This is a genomic window from Paracoccus sp. S-4012 (assembly GCF_009674885.1).
Classification (GTDB): domain Bacteria; phylum Pseudomonadota; class Alphaproteobacteria; order Rhodobacterales; family Rhodobacteraceae; genus Paracoccus.
In genome coordinates, this window is the sequence record NZ_WKKA01000006.1 from 22,239 (window position 1) to 39,233 (window position 16,995).

The window sequence follows — 16,995 nt, forward strand, 5'->3', positions numbered from 1 at the left end:
GGAGAGGTGGGCAAGCGGCCGAGGGGGCAACCCCGGCCGCTTGTTTCGTCTCTTGCGCCCGTGCGGACACCACGAGGCAGGACAAGCAGAACAATGACGGTGATCGACGATCTGCGCCACGCGGCGCCGGACGCAACGCACAGCCTCGCCGCCGCGACCGGCGGCGAGGGCCGGGAAGACGCCTCGCTGGGCGTCGCCTTCGACCTCGCCGAGAGCCTGTTTCTGGGCTGCGCGGCCGACCTCGAGCGGATCGAGCGGCGGCTGCGGAACGCCGAGGCCGAGGGCTGCGACGAGGCGGTCAAGGTGGCGCGCGCACTGCGCGGCGCGACCGAGAAGATGCTGGAGGAGAGAAACCGTGTCGACAAGCTTCGCAGACAGGTCGCCGGTGTGGTCGAGGGGGCGGGAAGCCTCGACCTCAACGCCGCCCGGCACGAGATCGGGCGCCGCCTGGCTTGCCTCCGCCGCGCCGGAGGAGGTGGATGAGTTCCTGCTCGGCTTGAGCGACAACGCGCTGGCGGCGCTGCCGTGGCTGTTCGAGTTCTGGGCGCTGCCGCATCAGCTGCCGCCCGAGGGCGACTGGAAAAGCTGGGTCATCATGGGCGGGCGCGGCGCGGGCAAGACCCGCGCCGGGGCCGAATGGGTGCGGGCGCAGGTCGAGGGGCCGACGGCGGGCGCGCCGGGGCGCGCGCGGCGGGTGGCGCTGGTGGGGGAGACCTTCGATCAGGCGCGCGAGGTGATGGTGATGGGGGAGAGCGGGATTCTGGCCTGCTCGCCCCCCGACCGGCGACCGGTGTGGGAAGCCACGCGGCGGCGGCTGGTTTGGGCCAACGGCGCTGTGGCCACCGTCTATTCGGCGCATGAGCCGGAGGCCCTGCGGGGGCCGCAGTTCGATGCGGCCTGGGTGGATGAGCTGGCGAAGTGGAAGAAGGCCGAGGAGACCTGGGACATGCTGCAGTTCGCGCTGCGGCTGGGCGAGCATCCGCAGCAGGTGGTCACGACCACGCCGCGGAACGTGGGGGTGCTGAAGCGGATCCTCGGGAATGCGTCCACGGTGACGACGCATGCGCCGACGGATGCGAACCGGGCCTATCTGGCGGAGAGTTTTCTGGCCGAGGTCGAGAGCCGCTATGGCGGCACGCGGCTGGGGCGGCAGGAGCTGGAGGGGGTGCTTCTCGACGATGTCGAGGGAGCGCTGTGGACGACGCGGATGCTGGAGGCGTGCGGGATCGGGGAGGCGCCGAAGCTGGACCGGGTGGTGGTCGCGGTCGACCCGAGCGTGACGGCGGGGCGCGGCAGCGACGAATGCGGGATCGTGGTCGCGGGGGTCGTGGCGCAGGGCGAGCCCTCGGCGTGGCGGGCCTTTGTGCTGGAGGATGCGAGCGTCCGGGGCTCGCCGGTGGACTGGGCGAAGGCGGCGATCGCGGCGCGGGACCGCTGGGCGGCCGAGCGGCTGGTGGCCGAGGTGAACCAGGGCGGCGATCTGGTCGAGAGCGTGCTGCGGCAGGTCGATCCGCTGGTGCCGTTTCGGGGACTCAGGGCGGCGCGCGGCAAGGGGCTGCGGGCCGAGCCGGTGGCGGCGCTCTATGAGCAGGGGCGGGTGCGGCACCTGCGGGGGCTGGGCGCGCTGGAGGATCAGATGTGCCAGATGACAGTGCGCGGCTGGGAGGGGCGGGGCAGCCCCGACCGGCTGGATGCGCTGGTCTGGGCGGTCCATGAGTTGGTGATCGAGCCGGCGGCGGGCTGGCGGCGGCCGCAGGTGCGGATGCTGTAGCGTCCCGCGGTTTCGGGCGCTGCTCCCGAAGATGGATATTTGAGGACAGAAGAAGGGGCTGGCCATTTGGCTGGCCCCTTCGCGTTTGGGATGGAGGGTCGCGCGATGGCGCTGAGACTGTTCGGGCGGGGCGAGCGGGCCCCGTCACAGGCGGAAGTGCCGGCGGCGCCGGAGCGGAAGGCCTCGGCCGCGGGGCGTGTGGTGGCGCTGGCGACCGGGTCGGGTCGCGTCGCCTGGAGCGCGCGGGACACGGCGAGCCTGACGCGGACGGGGTTCACGGCGAACCCGGTGGGGTTCCGCACGGTGAAGCTGATCGCGGAGGCGGCCGCCGCCGTGCCGCTGGTGTGTCAGGACGAGGCGCGGCGCTACGAGACCCATCCGGTCCTTGACCTGCTGCGCCGGCCGAACCTTGGGCAGGGGCGGGCGGAGCTGTTCGAGGCGCTCTACGGGCAGATGCTGCTCTCGGGGAGCGGGTTTCTGGAGGCGGTGGGCGCGCGGCCGGACGGGGTGCCGGAGGAGCTGCACGTCCTGCGCTCGGACCGGATGGCGGTGGTGCCGGGGACGGACGGCTGGCCGGAGGCCTGGGAGTATCAGGTCGGCGGGCGCAAGGTGCTCTTCGACATGACCGGCTCGCCCGATCCGGTGTGCCACGTCAAGGCGTTCCATCCGCAGGACGACCATTACGGGTTGTCGCCCATGCAGGCGGCGGCGGTGGCGGTGGATGTCCACAACAGCGCCTCGGCCTGGTCGAAGGCGCTGCTGGACAACGCCGCCCGGCCTTCCGGTGCGATGGTCTATCGCGGGGTGGACGGGCAGGGGGTGCTGAGCCCTGAGCAGTTCGAGCGGCTGCAGTCCGAGATCGAGATGCATCATCAGGGCGCGCGAAATGCCGGCCGGCCGATGCTGCTGGAGGGCGGGCTCGACTGGAAGCCGATGGGGTTCTCGCCCGCGGACATGGAGTTCCACCAGACCAAGGCCTCGGCGGCGCGGGAGATCGCGCTGGCCTTCGGGGTGCCGCCGATGCTGCTGGGGATACCGGGCGACCTGACCTACGCCAATTACGCCGAGGCGAACCGGGCCTTTTACCGGCTGACGGTCCTGCCCTTGGCGACGCGGGTGGCGGCGGCGGTGGCCTGGTGGCTTTCGGAGCATCTGGGGGCGGAGGTCATGCTGAAGCCGGACCTCGACCAGATCCCGGCGCTCGCCGACGAGCGCGACCAGCACTGGCGGCGGGTGGCGGCGGCGGATTTTCTGACCCCGGCCGAGAAGCGCGCGGCGCTGGGGCTGCCGCCGATCGCGGGTGCCTGAGGTGGAGGGGTCGCGCTTCACCCCGCCCGGCTGGCACGAGCACCGCTTCGAGACGCAGGAGCGGATCATGGCGCTGCAGTTCGGGCAGGTCGAGAAGCGGCTCGAGCGGATCGAGCTGCTGATGGGGGCGCTGGAGAAGCGGCTCTGGGTGACGGTCTACGGCGTCGTCGCTGTGATCCTCACCCAGGCTGTGCAGGGCATTCTGGATTACGTTCCGAAAGGGGGCTGACCCATGCGGCTGACGGACTGGGGACTGGAGACGAAATACGCCGCGGCGGCGCCGGCGCCGGTGCTGACCGGGGGCCGGGTGATCGACGGCTATGCGAGCCTCTTCGGCGTGCCGGATCAGGGCGGCGACGTGGTGCGGCCGGGCGCCTATGCGGCGGGGCTGGCGCGGCTCGCGGCGGGAGCAGGGCGGGTGCGGATGCTGTGGCAGCACGACCCGGCGGCGCCGATCGGGGTCTGGGACGAGATCGCCGAGGACGAGCGGGGCTTGCGCGTGAAGGGGCGGCTGCTGACCGAGGTGGCGCAGGCCCGCGAGGCGGCGGCGCTGATCGAGGCGGGGGCGATCGAGGGGCTCTCGATCGGCTACCGCACGATCCGCGCCGAGCGCGACGACAAGGGCCACCGGGCGCTCAGCGAGGTGGAGCTGTGGGAGGTGTCGCTGGTGACCTTCCCGATGCTGCCGGAGGCGCGGCTGGCGGCCACCAAGGCGGCGGGCGAGCCCGAGGCGGCGGCGCTGGCGGGGGTCTTCGCCCGCGCGGCGGCAGCCCTGCGGATCGCCTGACGCAAGATTTCCGACAAGGAGGAGAGAGCGATGACCGAGGCAAGGGCCGCGGCCGAGGCGGGCATGCCCGCCACCGACCTGCACCGGGCGGTCGAGGAGTTCGTGGGCGAACTCAAGACCTTCCGCACTGACATTCACAACCGTCTGATAGCACAGGACACCCGCATGACGATGCTCGACCGCAAGGCCGCGTTCCGCGGCCGCTCGCCCCTCTCGACCGACGCGCAGGCCGAGGCCCCGCACCAGAAGGCCTTCGCGGCCTATGTCCGCTCCGGCGACGAGGACGCGCTGCGCGGCCTCGGGGTCGAGCAGAAGGCGATCTCGGTCGCCGACGGGGGCTTCCTGATGCCGCCGCAGGTGGCGGAAACGGTGCAGTCGGCGCTGCGCGCGGCCGGTTCGCTGCGCGCTATCGCCAATGTCGTGCAGGTCGAGGGTTCGAGCTACGATGTGCTGGTCGAGACGGGCGACACCGGCACCGCCTGGGCCAACGACATCGCCGCCACGGCGGAGACGGCGGCGGCGGGCGTGTCGCGCATCACCGTGCCGCTGCATGAGCTGTCGGCGATGCCGAAGGCCAGCCAGCGGCTGCTGGACGACGCGGCCTTCGACGTCGAGGCCTGGCTGGCCGAGCGCATCGCTGACCGGTTCGGCCGCGCCGAGGCCGCGGCCTTCATCAACGGCGACGGCAGCGACAAGCCGCGCGGGTTGACGCGGGTGCCGCAGGGTCCGGCGAACAGCAACGACCCGGCGCAGATCGGCACCCTGCCCGAGGGCTTCGAGCCGGACTACGCGGACGAGACGCTGATCTCGCTCGTCTATGCGCTGCATCCGGCCTATCGCGCCAATGCCTGCTTCGTCATGAGCTCAAAGACGGCGGCGGCGCTGCGGCGGATGAAGGACGCGGACGGGCGGTTCCTCTGGGCCGACACCCTCGCGCAGGGAGAGCCGGCGCGGCTGCTGGGATACCCGGTGATGATCTCGGAGGACATGCCGGAAGCCGGCCCCGGCGCTGCGGCGCTGTTCTTCGGCGATTTCCGCGCCGGCTACACGGTGGCCGAGCGGCCCGAGCTGCGCGTGCTGCGCGATCCCTTCTCGGCCAAGCCGCATGTGCTCTTCTACGCGACCAAGCGCGTTGGCGGCGCGGTCACAGACGGGCGCGCGATCAAGCGGCTGAACTTCGCCTGATCCACGGGCGAGGCGGGGCCGCGCAACACGACGCGCAGGCTGGTCCAGCTGTCCGCGCGCAACGGCCCGCGCGCGGGCGCGCGGCCCCGACATCGCCGCCGAAGCCGCCCGCGCGGGGCGGCCATTGCGTGCCCCGTGGCTTGGGCGTGGGACGGGAGGTCCAGGAGATGATGCTAGTCGAGGAGACGGCCCCGCCGGCAGAGGCGCTGCCGGTGGCGGGGCTCAGGGCGCATCTGCGCCTCGGGTCGGGCTTCGCCGGAGGGGTGGATGCGGCCGAGGACGCGGCGCTCGCCTCGTTCCTGCGCGCAGCCATCGCGGCGATCGAGGCGCGCACCGGCAAGGTGCTGCTGCGCCGCCGTTTCCGCATGCGGATTGAGGACTGGCGCGAGCCGGAATGCCAGCCGCTGCCGCTGGCGCCGGTCGCCTCGGTGGACGAGGTGGTGGTGACGGATCGGCGCGGCGTGGAGCGCGCGGTCGAAGCGGAGGCCTGGCGGCTGGTGCCGGACAACCAGCGGCCGCTGTTGCGCGGGGCGGGCCTGTCGCTGCCGGTGGTGCCGGCGGGCGGGTTCGTGACGATCACGTTCACCGCGGGATTCGGCAGCGGCTGGGAGGCCATTCCGCCGGATCTGGCGCATGCGGTGATCCTGCTGGCGGCGCAATACCATGACGACCGCGGCGCGGCCGGTCTTGGCGCGGCGCTGCCGTTTCCGGTGGCGGCGCTGATCGAGCGCTGGCGCGCAGTGCGGGTGCTGACCGGCAGGGTCGCGCGATGAGGCGGGTGCAGCCGGATGTGGCGCTGGTGCTGGAGGCGCCGCTGAGGATCGCGGACGGGCTCGGCGGCCAGGTCACGCAATGGGTGGCGCGCGGGCAGCTCTGGGGCGCGATGGACGCGGGCTCGGGGCGCGAGGCGCGGGGCGAGGCGGGGGCGGCGAGCGTGGTCGCCTGGCGCATCACGGTGCGGGCGGCGCCGCCGGGTGATCCGCGAAGGCCGAGGCCGGGCGAGCGGCTGCGGCTGGGGCCGCGGATCTTCCGCATCGAGGCGGTGGCCGAGGACGGGCCCAGGGGGCGCTGGCTTGTCTGTCACGCGAAAGAGGAGGGCGGCGCATGAGCTTCATGGCGTCCATCGCGCTGCAGGGCGCGGTCTATGAGCGGCTGCGGGACGATCCGGCGGTCGCGGCCCTAGTGGGCGATGCGGTCTACGACGCCATGCCGGTGAGCCCGCCCTCGGGCACGCATGTGTCGCTGGGGCCGGAGGTGGTTCGCGATGCGGGCGACATGACGGCGGCGGGGTCGGAGCATGATTTCACCGTCTCGGTGCTGAGCGGCGCGGATCAGGACAATGGCGGCTTCGGCGGCGTCAAGGCCGCCGCCGCCGCGGTGGCCGCGGCGCTGGAGGGCGGCGAGGCGCTGGCGCTGTCGCGTGGCCGGCTGGCGGGACTGTGGTTCCTGCGCGCGAATGCGCGGCGGACGGAGAACGGGGCGGGGCGACGGGTCGACTTGACCTTCCGCGCCCGCGTGGACCTGGGTTGAGGAGGACGGCTGATGCCGGTGCAGAACGGACGCGACCTGCTGATCAAGATGGACATGACCGGCAACGGGCAGTTCGAGACGGTCGCGGGGCTCAGGGCCACGCGGCTCGGCTTCAACGCCGAGACGGTTGACGTGACGAGCCTCGACAGCACCGGGCGCTGGCGCGAGCTGCTGGGCGGGGCCGGGGTGAGGTCGGCCACGATCTCGGGCTCGGGCGTGTTCCGCGACGCGGGGTCGGACGCGCGGATGCGGCAGGTCTTCTTCGACGGCGAGGCGCCGCGCTGCCAGGTCATCATCCCGGATTTCGGGACGGTGGAGGGGCCGTTCGTCATCACCGGGCTGGAATATGCCGGGACCTGGAACGGCGAGGCGACCTATGAGCTGACGCTGGCCTCGGCGGGCGCGCTCGGGTTCCTCGCGGATGCCGCGGTGGGCCCGTGAGCGGTGCGAACCCGCATGCGGGGGAGGTGGAGGTCGTGCTCGACGGGCAGCCGTGGCGGGCGCGGCTGACGCTGGGCGCGCTCGCGGGGCTCGAGGCCGATCTGGGGGCCGAGAGCATGATCGCGCTGATAGAGCGGTTCGAGGGCGGCGGCTTCTCGACCCGCGACGTGCTGGCGGTGCTGGTCGCGGGGCTGAGGGGGGGCGGCTGGCAGGGGCAGGCGGCCGACCTCGTGACGGTCGAGATCGGGGGCGGGCCGCTGGGCGCCGCGCGGGCGGCGGCGGAGCTGATCGCGCGCGCCTTCCGCATCGCGGCGTGAAGCCGCGGGGGCTGGACTGGCCGGGGCTGATGCGGGCTGGGATCGCCGGGCTGGGGCTGAAGCCGGCGGAGTTCTGGGCGCTGACCCCGGCGGAGCTGGCGCTGATGCTGGGGATCGATCCGGGGGGCGCGGGCGGTGGCATGAGCCGCGCGCGGCTCGACGAGCTGGCGGCGCGGTTTCCCGACGCTGCGCGCGACAACTGAGAGGAGGGCGGCCGATGGCCGATCAGGACGGGCTGGACCGGCTGGAGCAGGGATTTGCCAACTCGGGGCGCATCTCCGCCGAGTTCGAGGCGGAGCTGGCGCGGCTGCGGCAGTCCATGCTCTACACCGGGCGCGAGACGGGGCAGCTGGCGGCCGGGATCGGCGGCGGGCTCAGGCGGGCCTTCGACGGGCTCGCGCTCGACGGCATGAAGCTCAGCGACGCGCTGAAGGGGATCGCGCGGAGCCTGGTGGATACGGCCTACAGCATTGCCATGAAGCCGGTGCAGCAGGCGCTGGGCGCGGCGGTGGCGAACGGGATGAACGCCATGATCGGCGGCATCGGCGCGCCGACGCCCTTCGCGCGGGGCGGCGTCTTCACCGAGGGGCGGGTGATGCCGTTTGCGCGGGGCGGGATCGTTTCGCAGCCGACGCATTTCCCGATGCGCGGCGGCACCGGGCTGATGGGCGAGGCGGGGCCGGAGGCGATCATGCCGCTGCGGCGGGGGGCCGATGGCCGCCTGGGGGTCGCGGCGGCGGGGTCAGCAGGCCGCGCGGTCAACGTGACGATCAACGTCTCGACCCCGGATGTCGCCGGCTTCTCCCGCAGCCAGAGCCAGATCGCCCAGCAGATGCGCCGCGCGCTTGCCCGCGGCGAGCGCAATTCGTGAGGAAAACATGGCCTTCCACGAGATCCGCTTTCCCCCGAAACTCAGCTTCGGCTCGCTCGGCGGCCCCGAGCGGCGCACCGAGATCGTCGCGCTGACGAACGGCTTCGAGGAGCGCAACACGCCCTGGGCGCATTCGCGGCGGCGCTATGACGCGGGGCTAGGGCTGCGCTCGCTCGACGATGTGGCGGAGCTGGTGGCCTTCTTCGAGGCGCGCGGCGGGCAGCTGCACGGTTTCCGCTGGAAGGACTGGGCCGACTACAAGAGCTGCGCGCCGTCGCGGGTGCCGGCGGCGCAGGACCAGATGCTGGGGCAGGGGGACAGCGCGCGGACGGCGTTTGCGCTGCACAAGGCGTATGTCTCCGGGCCGGGGCGGTACGTGCGGCCGGTGGTGAAGCCGGTGCAGGGCACGGTGCGGATCGCGGTTGGCGGCGACGAGCTGCGCGAGGCGGTGCACTGGAGCCTCGACTACGCGACGGGGGTCGTCACCTTCGCCGAGCCGCCGGGCGACCGGGCGGCGGTCACGGCGGGGTTCGAGTTCGACGTGCCGGTGCGCTTCGACACGGATCATGTGGCGGTCTCCGTGGCCTCGTTCGAGGCCGGGAGCATGCCCGACGTGCCGGTGATCGAGGTGCGGACATGAGCGGGGTCACGACGACGCGGGCGCGGGCCTGGGCGGTCAAGCGGGGCGATGGGCTGGTGCTGGGGTTCACGGACCACGATGCGGCGCTGAGCTTCGAGGGCATCCGCTTCCGGCCCGAGACAGGCATGAGTGCTGCGGCGGTGATGCAGAGCGCGGGGCTGGCGGTCGACAACAGCGAGGTCGCGGGGATGCTCACGGACGACGCGATCACCGAAGCCGACCTCGCCGCGGGGCGCTGGGACGGGGCCGAGGTGCGGTTCTGGGAGGTGGACTGGACGGCGGTCGACGAGCGACGGCTGATGTTTCGCGGCTCGCTGGGCGAGATCACGCGCAAGGGGGCGTCGTTCCGGGCCGAGCTGCGGGGGCTGGCCGAGGCGCTGAACCGGCCCTGCGGGCGGGTCTATCACACGCGCTGCTCGGCGTTGCTGGGGGACGGCGCCTGCCGGGTGAACCTCGACGCGCCGGGGTATCGGGGGGAGGCGGTGGTGGCCGCGGTGGAGGAGGAGACGCGCATCACGCTGCTGGCGCTGCCGGGGCATGACGCGGGGTGGTTCGAGCGCGGGGTGCTGGAGGCGCTGGACGGTGCCGCGAAGGGGCTCTCGGGGAGCATCAAGCGGGACGTGGCGCGCGCGGATGGCGGGCGCGAAGTGGAGTTGTGGGCGGGACTGCGGGCGGGGCTCGCGCCGGGGGACCGGGTAAGGCTGACGGCGGGGTGCGATCGGCGGGTTGAAACCTGTCGGTTGAAGTTCAACAATCATCTGAACTTCCGCGGCTTTCCTCACCTGCCGAGCGAGGACTGGCTGACGGCGCCCTCGGCGGCGGCGACCCGCGGGAGGAGGGCATGAGCCTCGCGGCCGCGATTGTCGAGGAAGCGCGGGCCTGGATCGGGACGCCCTATGTGCATCAAGCTTCGGTGAAGGGCGCGGGGGCGGACTGCCTCGGGCTGCTGCGCGGGATCTGGCGGGCGCGGCTCGGGCCGGAGCCGGAGGCGGTGCCGCCCTATTCGCCCGACTGGGGCGAGACCGGCGCAGCGGAGCTGCTGGCGGGCAGCGCGGCGCGGCATCTGCTGCCGGTCGCGTCCTCGGCGCCGCTGGCGCCGGGGCAGGTCCTGCTGTTTCGCATGCGCGACGGCGCGGTGGCCAAGCATCTCGGCATCCTCGCCGAGGCGGGCGCCGCCCCGAGCTTCGTTCACGCCTATGAGCGGCATGGCGTGGTCGAGAGCCCGCTGTCGCAGCCCTGGCGCGCGCGGATTGCCGCGCGGTTCACCTTTCCGGGCGCCTGACGCCCAGCCTTTTCCGGGAGGAAGCGATGGCGACGATTCTGCTGTCCGCAGTCGGGGCGTCCATCGGCGCCGGCATGGGCGGGACGATGCTGGGCCTGTCGACCGCCGTCATTGGCCGCGCGGTCGGGGCGACGGTGGGGCGGATCCTGGACCAGCGGCTGCTGGGCTCGGGGTCGCAGGCGGTCGAGACCGGGCGGATCGACCGGCTGCGGCTGCAGAGCGCGGGCGAGGGCACGCCGATCGCGCGCATCTGGGGGCAGATGCGGGTGCCGGGGCATGTGGTCTGGGCAGCGCCGCTGGAGGAGGTGCGCCGCACAACGGGCGGGGGCGGGGGCAAGGGCGCGCCGTCGGGGCCGGAGGTGACGGAGATCAGCTATCGGCTGAGTGCGGCCTTTGCGCTGTGCGAGGGACCGATCGCGGGCGTGGGGCGGGTCTGGGCCGATGGGGAGGAGGTGGACCCGGCGGAGCTGGGGCTGCGGGTCTATCCGGGTGACGAGGCGCAGCTGCCCGATCCCTGCCTTGCGGCGCATCTGGGCGAGGCGGCGCCGGCGTTCCGCGGCATCGCCTATGTGGTGGCGGAGGGGCTGAGCCTCGAGCGCTGGGGGAACCGCGCGCCGCTGCTGACCTTCGAGGTGACGCGGCATGTGCCGGGCGGGCACGGCCTCGCGCAATGCGTCGAAGGCGTGGCGATGATTCCGGGGACCGGGGAATACGCGCTGGCGACGACGCCGGTGGAGGTTGACCTGGGCCTCGGCGAGACGCGCGTGGTCAACCGCAACACGGTGGCGGGGCCGACGGATTTCGCGGCCTCGCTTGGGACACTGACGCGCGAATTGCCGCGGGCGAATGCAGTGGCGCTGGTGGTGTCGTGGTTCGGGGACGACCTGCGCTGCGGTGAATGCACGGTGCAGCCGAAGGTCGAGAACGACACCGATGCGAGCATGGTGTGGCGCGCGGGCGGGGTCTCGCGGGCAGAGGCCGGGCGGGTGGCGCAGGTGGACGGCAGCCCGATCTATGGCGGCACGCCGGCCGACCGTTCGGTGATCGAGGCGATCCGCTGGATGAGGGCGCGCGGGCGGCACGTCACCTTCTACCCGTTCATCCTGATGGAGCAGCTGGAGGGGAACCGGCGGCCCGATCCCTGGAGCGGAGCGGCCGATCAGCCGGTGATGCCGTGGCGGGGGCGGATCACGACCGCGGCGGCCGCCGGGCGGCGCGGCAGCACGGACGGGACGGCTGCGGCGGCGGACGAGGTGGCGGCGTTCTTCGGGTCGGCGCAGCCGGAGCATTTCGCGCGTGTGGGCGGCCAGGTGCGCTACAGCGGGCCCGACGAGTGGCGCTATCGCCGCTTCATCCTGCATTACGCGCATCTCTGCGCCGAGGCGGGGGGCGTGGATGCCTTCCTGATCGGCTCGGAGATGGTCGCGCTGACGCAGGTTCGCGGCCCCGGCGGCAGCTATCCGGCGGTGGCGGCGCTGCGGCGGCTGGCGGTGGAGGTGCGGGCGATCCTCGGGCCGGAGGTGAAGCTGAGCTATGCGGCCGACTGGAGCGAATATGCCGGGCACATGCCGGGCGGGGGCGAGCGGCGGTTCCATCTCGACCCGCTCTGGGCCGACGATGCGATCGATTTCATCGGCATAGACAACTACATGCCGCTGACCGACTGGCGCGAGGGCGAGACGCATCTCGACGCCGTGTGGCGGCGGATCGACGATCCCGACTACCTGCGCGCAGGGGTCGCGGGGGGCGAGCTTTACGATTGGTATTACGCCGACCCGGCGCATCGCGACGCGCAGATCCGCACGCCGATCACCGACGGCGCGCATGGCGAGGCGTGGATCTGGCGGCAGAAGGACCTGCGCGGCTGGTGGGAGAACCCGCATCACGAGCGGGACGCCTCGGGGCGGCGGGCGGCGCAGCCGACGGCATGGGTGCCGCGCAGCAAGCCGTTCTGGTTCACGGAATACGGCTGCGCGGCGCTCGACAAGGGGACCAATCAGCCGAACAAGTTCCTCGACGCGCGCAGTTCGGAGTCGATGCTGCCCTTCTACTCGGACGGCGGCCGCGACGACGCGGTGCAGGCCGCCTATGTGCGGGCGGTGGTCGAGCACTGGCGCGATCCGGCGAACAACCCGGTCGGTCCGGCGGGGCGCATGGTGGACACGGCGCGGATGCATGTCTGGTGCTGGGACGCGCGGCCCTGGCCGGCGTTTCCGGCGCGGACCGACCTTTGGACCGACGGGCCGGCCTGGGCCCGCGGGCATTGGCTGAACGGGCGCGCGGGGGCGGTGCCGCTGGCGGATGTGGTGGTTGAGATCTGCCGCGCGGCCGGGGTCACGGCGATCGATGCCTCGCGCCTTTCGGGCGTGGTGCGCGGCTATGCGGCGCAGTGGGACGAGACGCCGCGGGCGCTGCTGCAGGCGCTGATGCTGGTGCATGGCTTCGACGCCGTCGAGGCCGACGGGCTGCTGCGGTTCCGCATGCGGGACGGGCGGGTTGACGCCGTGGTCGGGTCCGACGATCTCGCGGAGGCCGAGGGGCTGGCGCAGCCGGAACTGGCGCGGGCGCCGGAGGCGGAGCTGTCGGGCCGGGTGCGGGTGAGCCATCTGGAGGCGGGAACCGATTACGAGACCTGCACCGCCGAGGCGATCCTGCCCGACAGCCGCGCGACGACGCTGGCGACGGACTCGGAGTTCGCGATGGCGCTGACGCGGGGCGAGGGGCGCAGCCTCGCCGAGCGCTGGCTGGCCGAGGCGCGAGTGGCGCGGGACGGCGTGCGGCTGGCGCTGCCGCCCTCGCGCGCGGCGGGGCTGTCGCCAGGGGACGTGCTGCGGCTGGAGGCGGGCGCGGGTCCCGCGGGGCGGTGGCGGATCGACCGTCTGGAGCGGGCGGGCGCCGTCACGATCGAGGCCGTCAGGGTGGAGCCGGGCCTCTATCGCGCGCGGGCAGAGGGGGATGTGCCGGGCGCGATGCGCCTCTTCGTGCCGCCGATCCCGGTGCTGGCCGAGTATCTCGACCTGCCGCTGCTGCGCGGCGACGAGGTGCCGCACGCGCCGCATGTGGCGATCAGCGCGACCCCTTGGCCGGGGAGCGCCGCAGTCTACAGCGCGCCGGAGGCGGAGGGCGGCTTCACGCTGAACCGCCTGGTGACGCGGCCCTCGGTGGTGGGCGTGACCCTGAACGCCTTGCTGGCGGCGCGGCACGGCGTGATCGATCGCGGGCCGGCGCTGCGGGTGCAGGTCAAGGGCGGCGCGTTGCGGTCTGCCTCGATGGCGGCCCTGCTCGGCGGGGCCAATGCGCTGGCCATCGGCGACGGCACGCCGGACGGCTGGGAGGTGCTGCAGTTTGCCACCGCGACGCTCGCGGCGCCGGGGGTGTGGGAGCTGTCGGCGCGGCTGCGCGGGCAGGCAGGGACCGACGCGCTGATGCCGGAGGTCTGGCCGGCGGGCAGCCATGTGGTGCTGCTCGACGGGGCGCCGGTGCAGCTCGATCTGCCGCCCTCGGCGCGAGGGCAGCTGCGCAGCTGGAGCGCGGGACCGGCCCTGCGGGGCGTGGCGGATGCGAGCTACCGCGAGCGGCGGCTCGCCTTCTCGGGCGTCGGATTGCGCCCCTACGCGCCCTGCCACCTGCGCCTCGACGGGCGGCGGCTGACCTGGGTGCGGCGGACGCGGATCGGGGGCGACGGATGGGACGGTCCCGAGGTTCCGCTCGGGGAGGGGCGCGAGGCCTACCGGGTGCGACTGCTGCGCGCGGGCACACGGCTCGCGGAGGTGATGGTGGGGGCGCCCGAATGGGTGATTCCGGAGGCGGTCTGGTCTGCGGCGGTGGCGGGCGGGCCGCTTGACGCGGAAGTCGTGCAGCTCTCGGACCTCTATGGGGCCGGGCCTGCGGCAAGGAGGATGATCGATGCCTGAGATGGAAACCGCGCGCCTCGGCCTGCCGCTGTTGCAGGCGGCGCAGGCGCAGAAGCACGTCACGCTGAACGAGTCGCTGCTGCGCCTCGACGGGCTGGTGAACCTGGTGCTGCAGCAGGCCGCCCGCACGACCCCGCCCGGGGCGGCCGCCGACGGGCTTTGCTGGGGCGTCGGCCGCGGCGCGGTGAACGCCTGGGAGGGACACGACGGCGAGATCGCCATTGCCAGCGACGGCGGCTGGATCTTCGTCCACCCCCGCGCCGGCATGCGCGCCCATGACGCGGCGAGCGGGCGGCCGCTGATCCATGACGGCGAGGACTGGATCGCGGGCGCGCTGACGCTGGGCCCCTCCGGCACCGGCATGATCGCCGGGCTGGCAGAAGGGGAGGTGGCGATCACCCCCGGCACCGAGGTTGTCTCGACCGTGACGGTGCCGGCGGGGGTCATGCTGGTCGGCGCTACCGCGCGGGTGCGGGAGGCGATCACCGGCAGCGTCTCGACCTGGTCGCTGGGCACGCAGGGCGCGCCGGACCGCTTCGGCACCGGCCTCGGGACCGGGGCCGGCTCCTGGGCGCGCGGCATCCTGTCGGCGCCCATGACCTACTGGGAGGCGCAGCCGCTGCGCCTGACCGCGCAGGGCGGCAGCTTCGCGGGCGGGCGGGTGCGCCTCGCGCTGCACTGGTGGGAGCTGCGGCTGCCCGCGTGAGACCGCTACCCTCGGCGGCGCGCGGGATGTAGGATTGCCCGCGCGACGCAGAAGGGGACGGCAGTGGACGACGGCAGGATGCAGACGCGGGGCGAGGCCATCTGGCGCGAGATGCGGGTCGAGGCGGAGGCGGCGGTCGGGGCCGAGCCGCTCCTCGGCGCGCTGATCCATGCGGGGCTGCTGCACCACGCGCGACTGGAGCAGGCGCTGGCCTACCGCTTCTCGCTGAAGCTCGCCTCGGGCGAGATGAGCGAGCAGATCCTGCGCGAGATCGCCGATGCCGCCTATGAGGAAGACCCCGCGCTCGGCGACGCGGCGCTGCGCGATCTTCTGGCGGTCCGCAGCCGCGATCCCGCCTGCCACCGGCTGATCCAGCCGCTGCTGTTCTTCAAGGGCTACCAGGCGTTGCAGGCCTATCGCATCGGCCACTGGCTCTGGCGGGGGGGCCGCCGGGACATGGCCTATTTCGTGCAGATGCGGACTTCGGAAGCCTTCGGGGTCGATATCCACCCGGCCGCCCGGCTCGGCGCGGGCCTGATGATCGACCATGCCCATTCGATCGTGATTGGCGAAACCGCGGTCGTGGGCGATGACGTCTCGATGCTGCACAGCGTGACGCTGGGCGGGACCGGCAAGGCGCATGGCGACCGGCATCCGAAGATCGGCGACGGGGTGCTGATCGGCGCGGGGGCGAAGGTCCTGGGCAACATCCGCGTCGGTGCCCGCAGCCGGATCGCCGCGGGGAGCGTGGTGTTGGAGGAGGTGCCGGCCTGCGTGACGGTGGCCGGGGTGCCGGCACGGGTCGTCGGCCCGGCGGGCTGCACCGACCCGGCCGAGGCGATGGATCAGCAGCTTCCACCAGAGGCGGGCTGAGGCGGGGATCACAGCAGGAAGCCCTCAGGTTCGGCAGTAGGGCCGGGGCTTGCCGAAGCGAGCAGCCGTTGCCTCAGGCTTTCAAGCCGCAACGGGGCGCCCAGGATCGCGGGATCGATTCTGATGCGCGCGAGCGGCGATTGCGCCGCCCCCGCGGCAAGGCCGGCCAGATCGTCGAGGATCTGGGTCAGCGGGTCGAGGTCCTGAAGCGCGATCATCATCCCCGGCAGCGGGGGGCGCCCGTCGTCTCCGGCTGCGGCCGACTGCAACATGCGGCAGCGCAGTACGAGGTCGCGAAGCTCGCGTTCGAGATTGACCATCAGCAGGCCGAAGGGGATGTCGGGCGCGCTCACAGCCGGCCCACCACCGCCTCGAGACAGGCCCGGAGCTCCGCCGGGGTGAACGGTTTTCGCAGGAAGTTGTTCATGCCCAAGGCTTTGCCCCGGTCGACGATCTGCTGATCCGCGCGTCCGGTGATGAGAATGAAACCAGTGCCGCGGGTGGTCGCCTCGGCGCGTATCGCCTGCAGAAGGCCCAGGCCGTCCATGCCCGGCATGTTGTAGTCGGAGAGCACCAGATGCACGGAGCGCGCCTTCATCGCCTGGAGCGCGCCCTGCGCATCGGCCGCGTGGCGAAGGTCGCTGATGCCCATGGCCTCGAGCGCCTGGATGATGAGGCCGCGGCTGGTGGACATGTCGTCCACAACCAGCACCCGCAGCCGGTCCCGCACGCTCATGGCGTCGCCGCGGCGGGATGTTTCACATAGGCCGTGCGGCCGAGGTAGCGGACCTGCGCCAGCAGGCTTTCCGGCAGCCGCTCGGCGTGGCCCAGAAAGAGCCACCCGCCGGGCCGCAGGACCCCCAGAAGACGGGTCCATAGCCGCGCCTGCGTCGCGGCGTCGAAATAGATCGCGACATTGCGGCAGAAGATGGCGTCGAACATCGCCCGGAACGGCCAGTCAGCGATCAGGTTCAGCGGCCGGAAGCCCACCCGCTCCTGCAGCGTTCGGGCGATTTGCCCGCCGCCCGGCACCGGCGCGATGAAGCGACGGCGCAGGAGCGCGGGAACAGGCCTCAACTCACTGGTGCGGTAACAAGCCGTGGCGGCGCGGGCGAGAACGCCCCGGTTGATGTCGGTTCCCAGCACCGCGGCCTCTCCCGTCTCGAGACCCGCGGCGGCAAGGGTCATGGCAATGGACCAGGCCTCCTCGCCGGTGGAGCATCCGGCCGACCAGATCCGCAGCGGCTGTGCGGGGTTGCGGGCGCCGATCACCTCGTCGCGCAACAGCTCGAAGTGAGGCGCCTCGCGGAAGAACTGGGTCACATTGATGGTCACGGCGGAGACGAGTTGCATGCGCTCCTCGCCGCCGC

22 protein-coding genes are annotated in these 16,995 nt (G+C 73.0%); 19 read left to right on the plus strand and 3 right to left on the minus strand.

Translation table 11 applies throughout. The features are described 5' to 3' along the window. Positions 1 to 93 precede the first annotated feature (93 nt). The 19 genes from GI374_RS18880 (at position 94) to cysE (ending at position 15,625) form a co-directional block, all read left to right on the plus strand. A complete protein-coding gene (locus tag GI374_RS18880) occupies positions 94 to 483 on the plus strand; it encodes a permease (RefSeq protein ID WP_195759893.1) in 390 nt (129 codons plus the stop codon). Further along, positions 476 to 1,771, plus strand: coding sequence for a DNA-packaging protein (locus GI374_RS09530; protein WP_370515256.1), 1,296 nt, complete (start codon positions 476 to 478; stop codon positions 1,769 to 1,771). Before GI374_RS18880 ends, GI374_RS09530 begins: the two co-directional genes overlap by 8 nt. Before the next feature lie 105 nt (positions 1,772 to 1,876). Further along, positions 1,877 to 3,079, plus strand: coding sequence for a phage portal protein (locus GI374_RS09535; protein ID WP_154336848.1), 1,203 nt, complete (start codon positions 1,877 to 1,879; stop codon positions 3,077 to 3,079). 1 nt (position 3,080) lies between these two features. Next, on the plus strand, positions 3,081 to 3,308 hold the full coding sequence (locus GI374_RS09540) for a hypothetical protein (RefSeq protein WP_370515257.1): 228 nt from the start codon (positions 3,081 to 3,083) through the stop codon (positions 3,306 to 3,308). Between the two features lie 3 nt (positions 3,309 to 3,311). Continuing rightward, positions 3,312 to 3,866 carry an HK97 family phage prohead protease gene (locus GI374_RS09545; protein WP_154336849.1) on the plus strand — a complete coding sequence of 185 codons (555 nt, stop codon included), beginning with the start codon at positions 3,312 to 3,314 and terminating at the stop codon, positions 3,864 to 3,866. A gap of 30 nt (positions 3,867 to 3,896) precedes the next feature. After that, on the plus strand, positions 3,897 to 5,051 hold the full coding sequence (locus GI374_RS09550) for a phage major capsid protein (RefSeq protein ID WP_154336850.1): 1,155 nt from the start codon (positions 3,897 to 3,899) through the stop codon (positions 5,049 to 5,051). Between the two features lie 167 nt (positions 5,052 to 5,218). Next, positions 5,219 to 5,824, plus strand: a complete 606-nt coding sequence (locus GI374_RS09555) for a hypothetical protein (RefSeq protein WP_154337039.1) — start codon at positions 5,219 to 5,221, stop codon at positions 5,822 to 5,824. Next, positions 5,821 to 6,159, plus strand: a complete 339-nt coding sequence (locus tag GI374_RS09560) for a head-tail adaptor protein (RefSeq protein WP_154336851.1) — start codon at positions 5,821 to 5,823, stop codon at positions 6,157 to 6,159. Before GI374_RS09555 ends, GI374_RS09560 begins: the two co-directional genes overlap by 4 nt. Then, on the plus strand, positions 6,156 to 6,581 hold the full coding sequence (locus GI374_RS09565; RefSeq protein ID WP_154336852.1) for a DUF3168 domain-containing protein: 426 nt from the start codon (positions 6,156 to 6,158) through the stop codon (positions 6,579 to 6,581). Before GI374_RS09560 ends, GI374_RS09565 begins: the two co-directional genes overlap by 4 nt. 12 nt (positions 6,582 to 6,593) lie before the next feature. Next, entirely contained in the window at positions 6,594 to 7,022 is a 429-nt protein-coding gene (locus GI374_RS09570) for a phage major tail protein, TP901-1 family (protein ID WP_154336853.1), read from the plus strand. After that, on the plus strand, positions 7,019 to 7,339 hold the full coding sequence (locus GI374_RS18885) for a gene transfer agent family protein (protein WP_370515258.1): 321 nt from the start codon (positions 7,019 to 7,021) through the stop codon (positions 7,337 to 7,339). The genes GI374_RS09570 and GI374_RS18885 overlap by 4 nt, the downstream gene beginning before the upstream one ends. A 29-nt stretch (positions 7,340 to 7,368) precedes the next feature. Next, entirely contained in the window at positions 7,369 to 7,542 is a 174-nt protein-coding gene (locus GI374_RS18890; RefSeq protein ID WP_195759899.1) for a phage tail assembly chaperone, read from the plus strand. A gap of 14 nt (positions 7,543 to 7,556) precedes the next feature. Further along, positions 7,557 to 8,210, plus strand: coding sequence for a phage tail tape measure protein (locus GI374_RS09580; RefSeq protein WP_154336855.1), 654 nt, complete (start codon positions 7,557 to 7,559; stop codon positions 8,208 to 8,210). A gap of 7 nt (positions 8,211 to 8,217) precedes the next feature. Next, on the plus strand, positions 8,218 to 8,850 hold the full coding sequence (locus GI374_RS09585; protein ID WP_154336856.1) for a DUF2460 domain-containing protein: 633 nt from the start codon (positions 8,218 to 8,220) through the stop codon (positions 8,848 to 8,850). Further along, complete coding sequence (locus GI374_RS09590; protein WP_154336857.1) at positions 8,847 to 9,695, plus strand: DUF2163 domain-containing protein; 849 nt, start codon at positions 8,847 to 8,849, stop codon at positions 9,693 to 9,695. The genes GI374_RS09585 and GI374_RS09590 overlap by 4 nt, the downstream gene beginning before the upstream one ends. Continuing rightward, complete coding sequence (locus GI374_RS09595; protein WP_154336858.1) at positions 9,692 to 10,132, plus strand: peptidase; 441 nt, start codon at positions 9,692 to 9,694, stop codon at positions 10,130 to 10,132. The genes GI374_RS09590 and GI374_RS09595 overlap by 4 nt, the downstream gene beginning before the upstream one ends. A 26-nt stretch (positions 10,133 to 10,158) precedes the next feature. Continuing rightward, positions 10,159 to 14,046 carry a glycoside hydrolase/phage tail family protein gene (locus GI374_RS09600; RefSeq protein ID WP_154336859.1) on the plus strand — a complete coding sequence of 1,296 codons (3,888 nt, stop codon included), beginning with the start codon at positions 10,159 to 10,161 and terminating at the stop codon, positions 14,044 to 14,046. Further along, entirely contained in the window at positions 14,039 to 14,752 is a 714-nt protein-coding gene (locus GI374_RS09605) for a DUF2793 domain-containing protein (RefSeq protein WP_154336860.1), read from the plus strand. Before GI374_RS09600 ends, GI374_RS09605 begins: the two co-directional genes overlap by 8 nt. A gap of 78 nt (positions 14,753 to 14,830) precedes the next feature. Continuing rightward, positions 14,831 to 15,625, plus strand: a complete 795-nt coding sequence (gene cysE, locus GI374_RS09610; protein WP_154337040.1) for a serine O-acetyltransferase — start codon at positions 14,831 to 14,833, stop codon at positions 15,623 to 15,625. An 8-nt stretch (positions 15,626 to 15,633) separates the two neighbouring features. Here the strand turns inward: cysE and GI374_RS09615 are convergent, their stop codons facing one another. Genes GI374_RS09615 through GI374_RS09625 form a run of 3 tightly spaced genes read right to left on the minus strand, consistent with a single transcriptional unit; the run spans position 15,634 to position 16,978 of the window. Next, positions 15,634 to 15,978 (minus strand): hypothetical protein, encoded by a 345-nt coding sequence (locus tag GI374_RS09615; protein ID WP_154336861.1) that lies wholly within the window; start codon positions 15,976 to 15,978, stop codon positions 15,634 to 15,636. After that, positions 15,975 to 16,361 carry a response regulator gene (locus tag GI374_RS09620; RefSeq protein ID WP_154336862.1) on the minus strand — a complete coding sequence of 129 codons (387 nt, stop codon included), beginning with the start codon at positions 16,359 to 16,361 and terminating at the stop codon, positions 15,975 to 15,977. Before GI374_RS09620 ends, GI374_RS09615 begins: the two co-directional genes overlap by 4 nt. Further along, on the minus strand, positions 16,358 to 16,978 hold the full coding sequence (locus tag GI374_RS09625) for a protein-glutamate O-methyltransferase CheR (RefSeq protein WP_229583039.1): 621 nt from the start codon (positions 16,976 to 16,978) through the stop codon (positions 16,358 to 16,360). Before GI374_RS09625 ends, GI374_RS09620 begins: the two co-directional genes overlap by 4 nt. Positions 16,979 to 16,995 lie beyond the last annotated feature (17 nt).

What these genes read in the sequence shown, in the direction of transcription:
- GI374_RS18880 (WP_195759893.1), top strand. Translation starts at nt 94, where the DNA reads ATGACGGTGATCGACGATCTGCGCCACGCGGCGCCGGACGCAACGCAC.
- GI374_RS09535 (WP_154336848.1), top strand. Translation starts at nt 1,877, where the DNA reads ATGGCGCTGAGACTGTTCGGGCGGGGCGAGCGGGCCCCGTCACAGGCG.
- GI374_RS09545 (WP_154336849.1), top strand. Translation starts at nt 3,312, where the DNA reads ATGCGGCTGACGGACTGGGGACTGGAGACGAAATACGCCGCGGCGGCG.
- GI374_RS09550 (WP_154336850.1), top strand. Translation starts at nt 3,897, where the DNA reads ATGACCGAGGCAAGGGCCGCGGCCGAGGCGGGCATGCCCGCCACCGAC.
- GI374_RS09555 (WP_154337039.1), top strand. Translation starts at nt 5,219, where the DNA reads ATGATGCTAGTCGAGGAGACGGCCCCGCCGGCAGAGGCGCTGCCGGTG.
- GI374_RS09560 (WP_154336851.1), top strand. Translation starts at nt 5,821, where the DNA reads ATGAGGCGGGTGCAGCCGGATGTGGCGCTGGTGCTGGAGGCGCCGCTG.
- GI374_RS09565 (WP_154336852.1), top strand. Translation starts at nt 6,156, where the DNA reads ATGAGCTTCATGGCGTCCATCGCGCTGCAGGGCGCGGTCTATGAGCGG.
- GI374_RS09570 (WP_154336853.1), top strand. Translation starts at nt 6,594, where the DNA reads ATGCCGGTGCAGAACGGACGCGACCTGCTGATCAAGATGGACATGACC.
- GI374_RS18890 (WP_195759899.1), top strand. Translation starts at nt 7,369, where the DNA reads ATGCGGGCTGGGATCGCCGGGCTGGGGCTGAAGCCGGCGGAGTTCTGG.
- GI374_RS09580 (WP_154336855.1), top strand. Translation starts at nt 7,557, where the DNA reads ATGGCCGATCAGGACGGGCTGGACCGGCTGGAGCAGGGATTTGCCAAC.
- GI374_RS09585 (WP_154336856.1), top strand. Translation starts at nt 8,218, where the DNA reads ATGGCCTTCCACGAGATCCGCTTTCCCCCGAAACTCAGCTTCGGCTCG.
- GI374_RS09590 (WP_154336857.1), top strand. Translation starts at nt 8,847, where the DNA reads ATGAGCGGGGTCACGACGACGCGGGCGCGGGCCTGGGCGGTCAAGCGG.
- GI374_RS09595 (WP_154336858.1), top strand. Translation starts at nt 9,692, where the DNA reads ATGAGCCTCGCGGCCGCGATTGTCGAGGAAGCGCGGGCCTGGATCGGG.
- GI374_RS09600 (WP_154336859.1), top strand. Translation starts at nt 10,159, where the DNA reads ATGGCGACGATTCTGCTGTCCGCAGTCGGGGCGTCCATCGGCGCCGGC.
- GI374_RS09605 (WP_154336860.1), top strand. Translation starts at nt 14,039, where the DNA reads ATGCCTGAGATGGAAACCGCGCGCCTCGGCCTGCCGCTGTTGCAGGCG.
- cysE (WP_154337040.1), top strand. Translation starts at nt 14,831, where the DNA reads ATGCAGACGCGGGGCGAGGCCATCTGGCGCGAGATGCGGGTCGAGGCG.
- GI374_RS09620 (WP_154336862.1), bottom strand. Translation starts at nt 16,361, where the DNA reads ATGAGCGTGCGGGACCGGCTGCGGGTGCTGGTTGTGGACGACATGTCC.
- GI374_RS09625 (WP_229583039.1), bottom strand. Translation starts at nt 16,978, where the DNA reads ATGCAACTCGTCTCCGCCGTGACCATCAATGTGACCCAGTTCTTCCGC.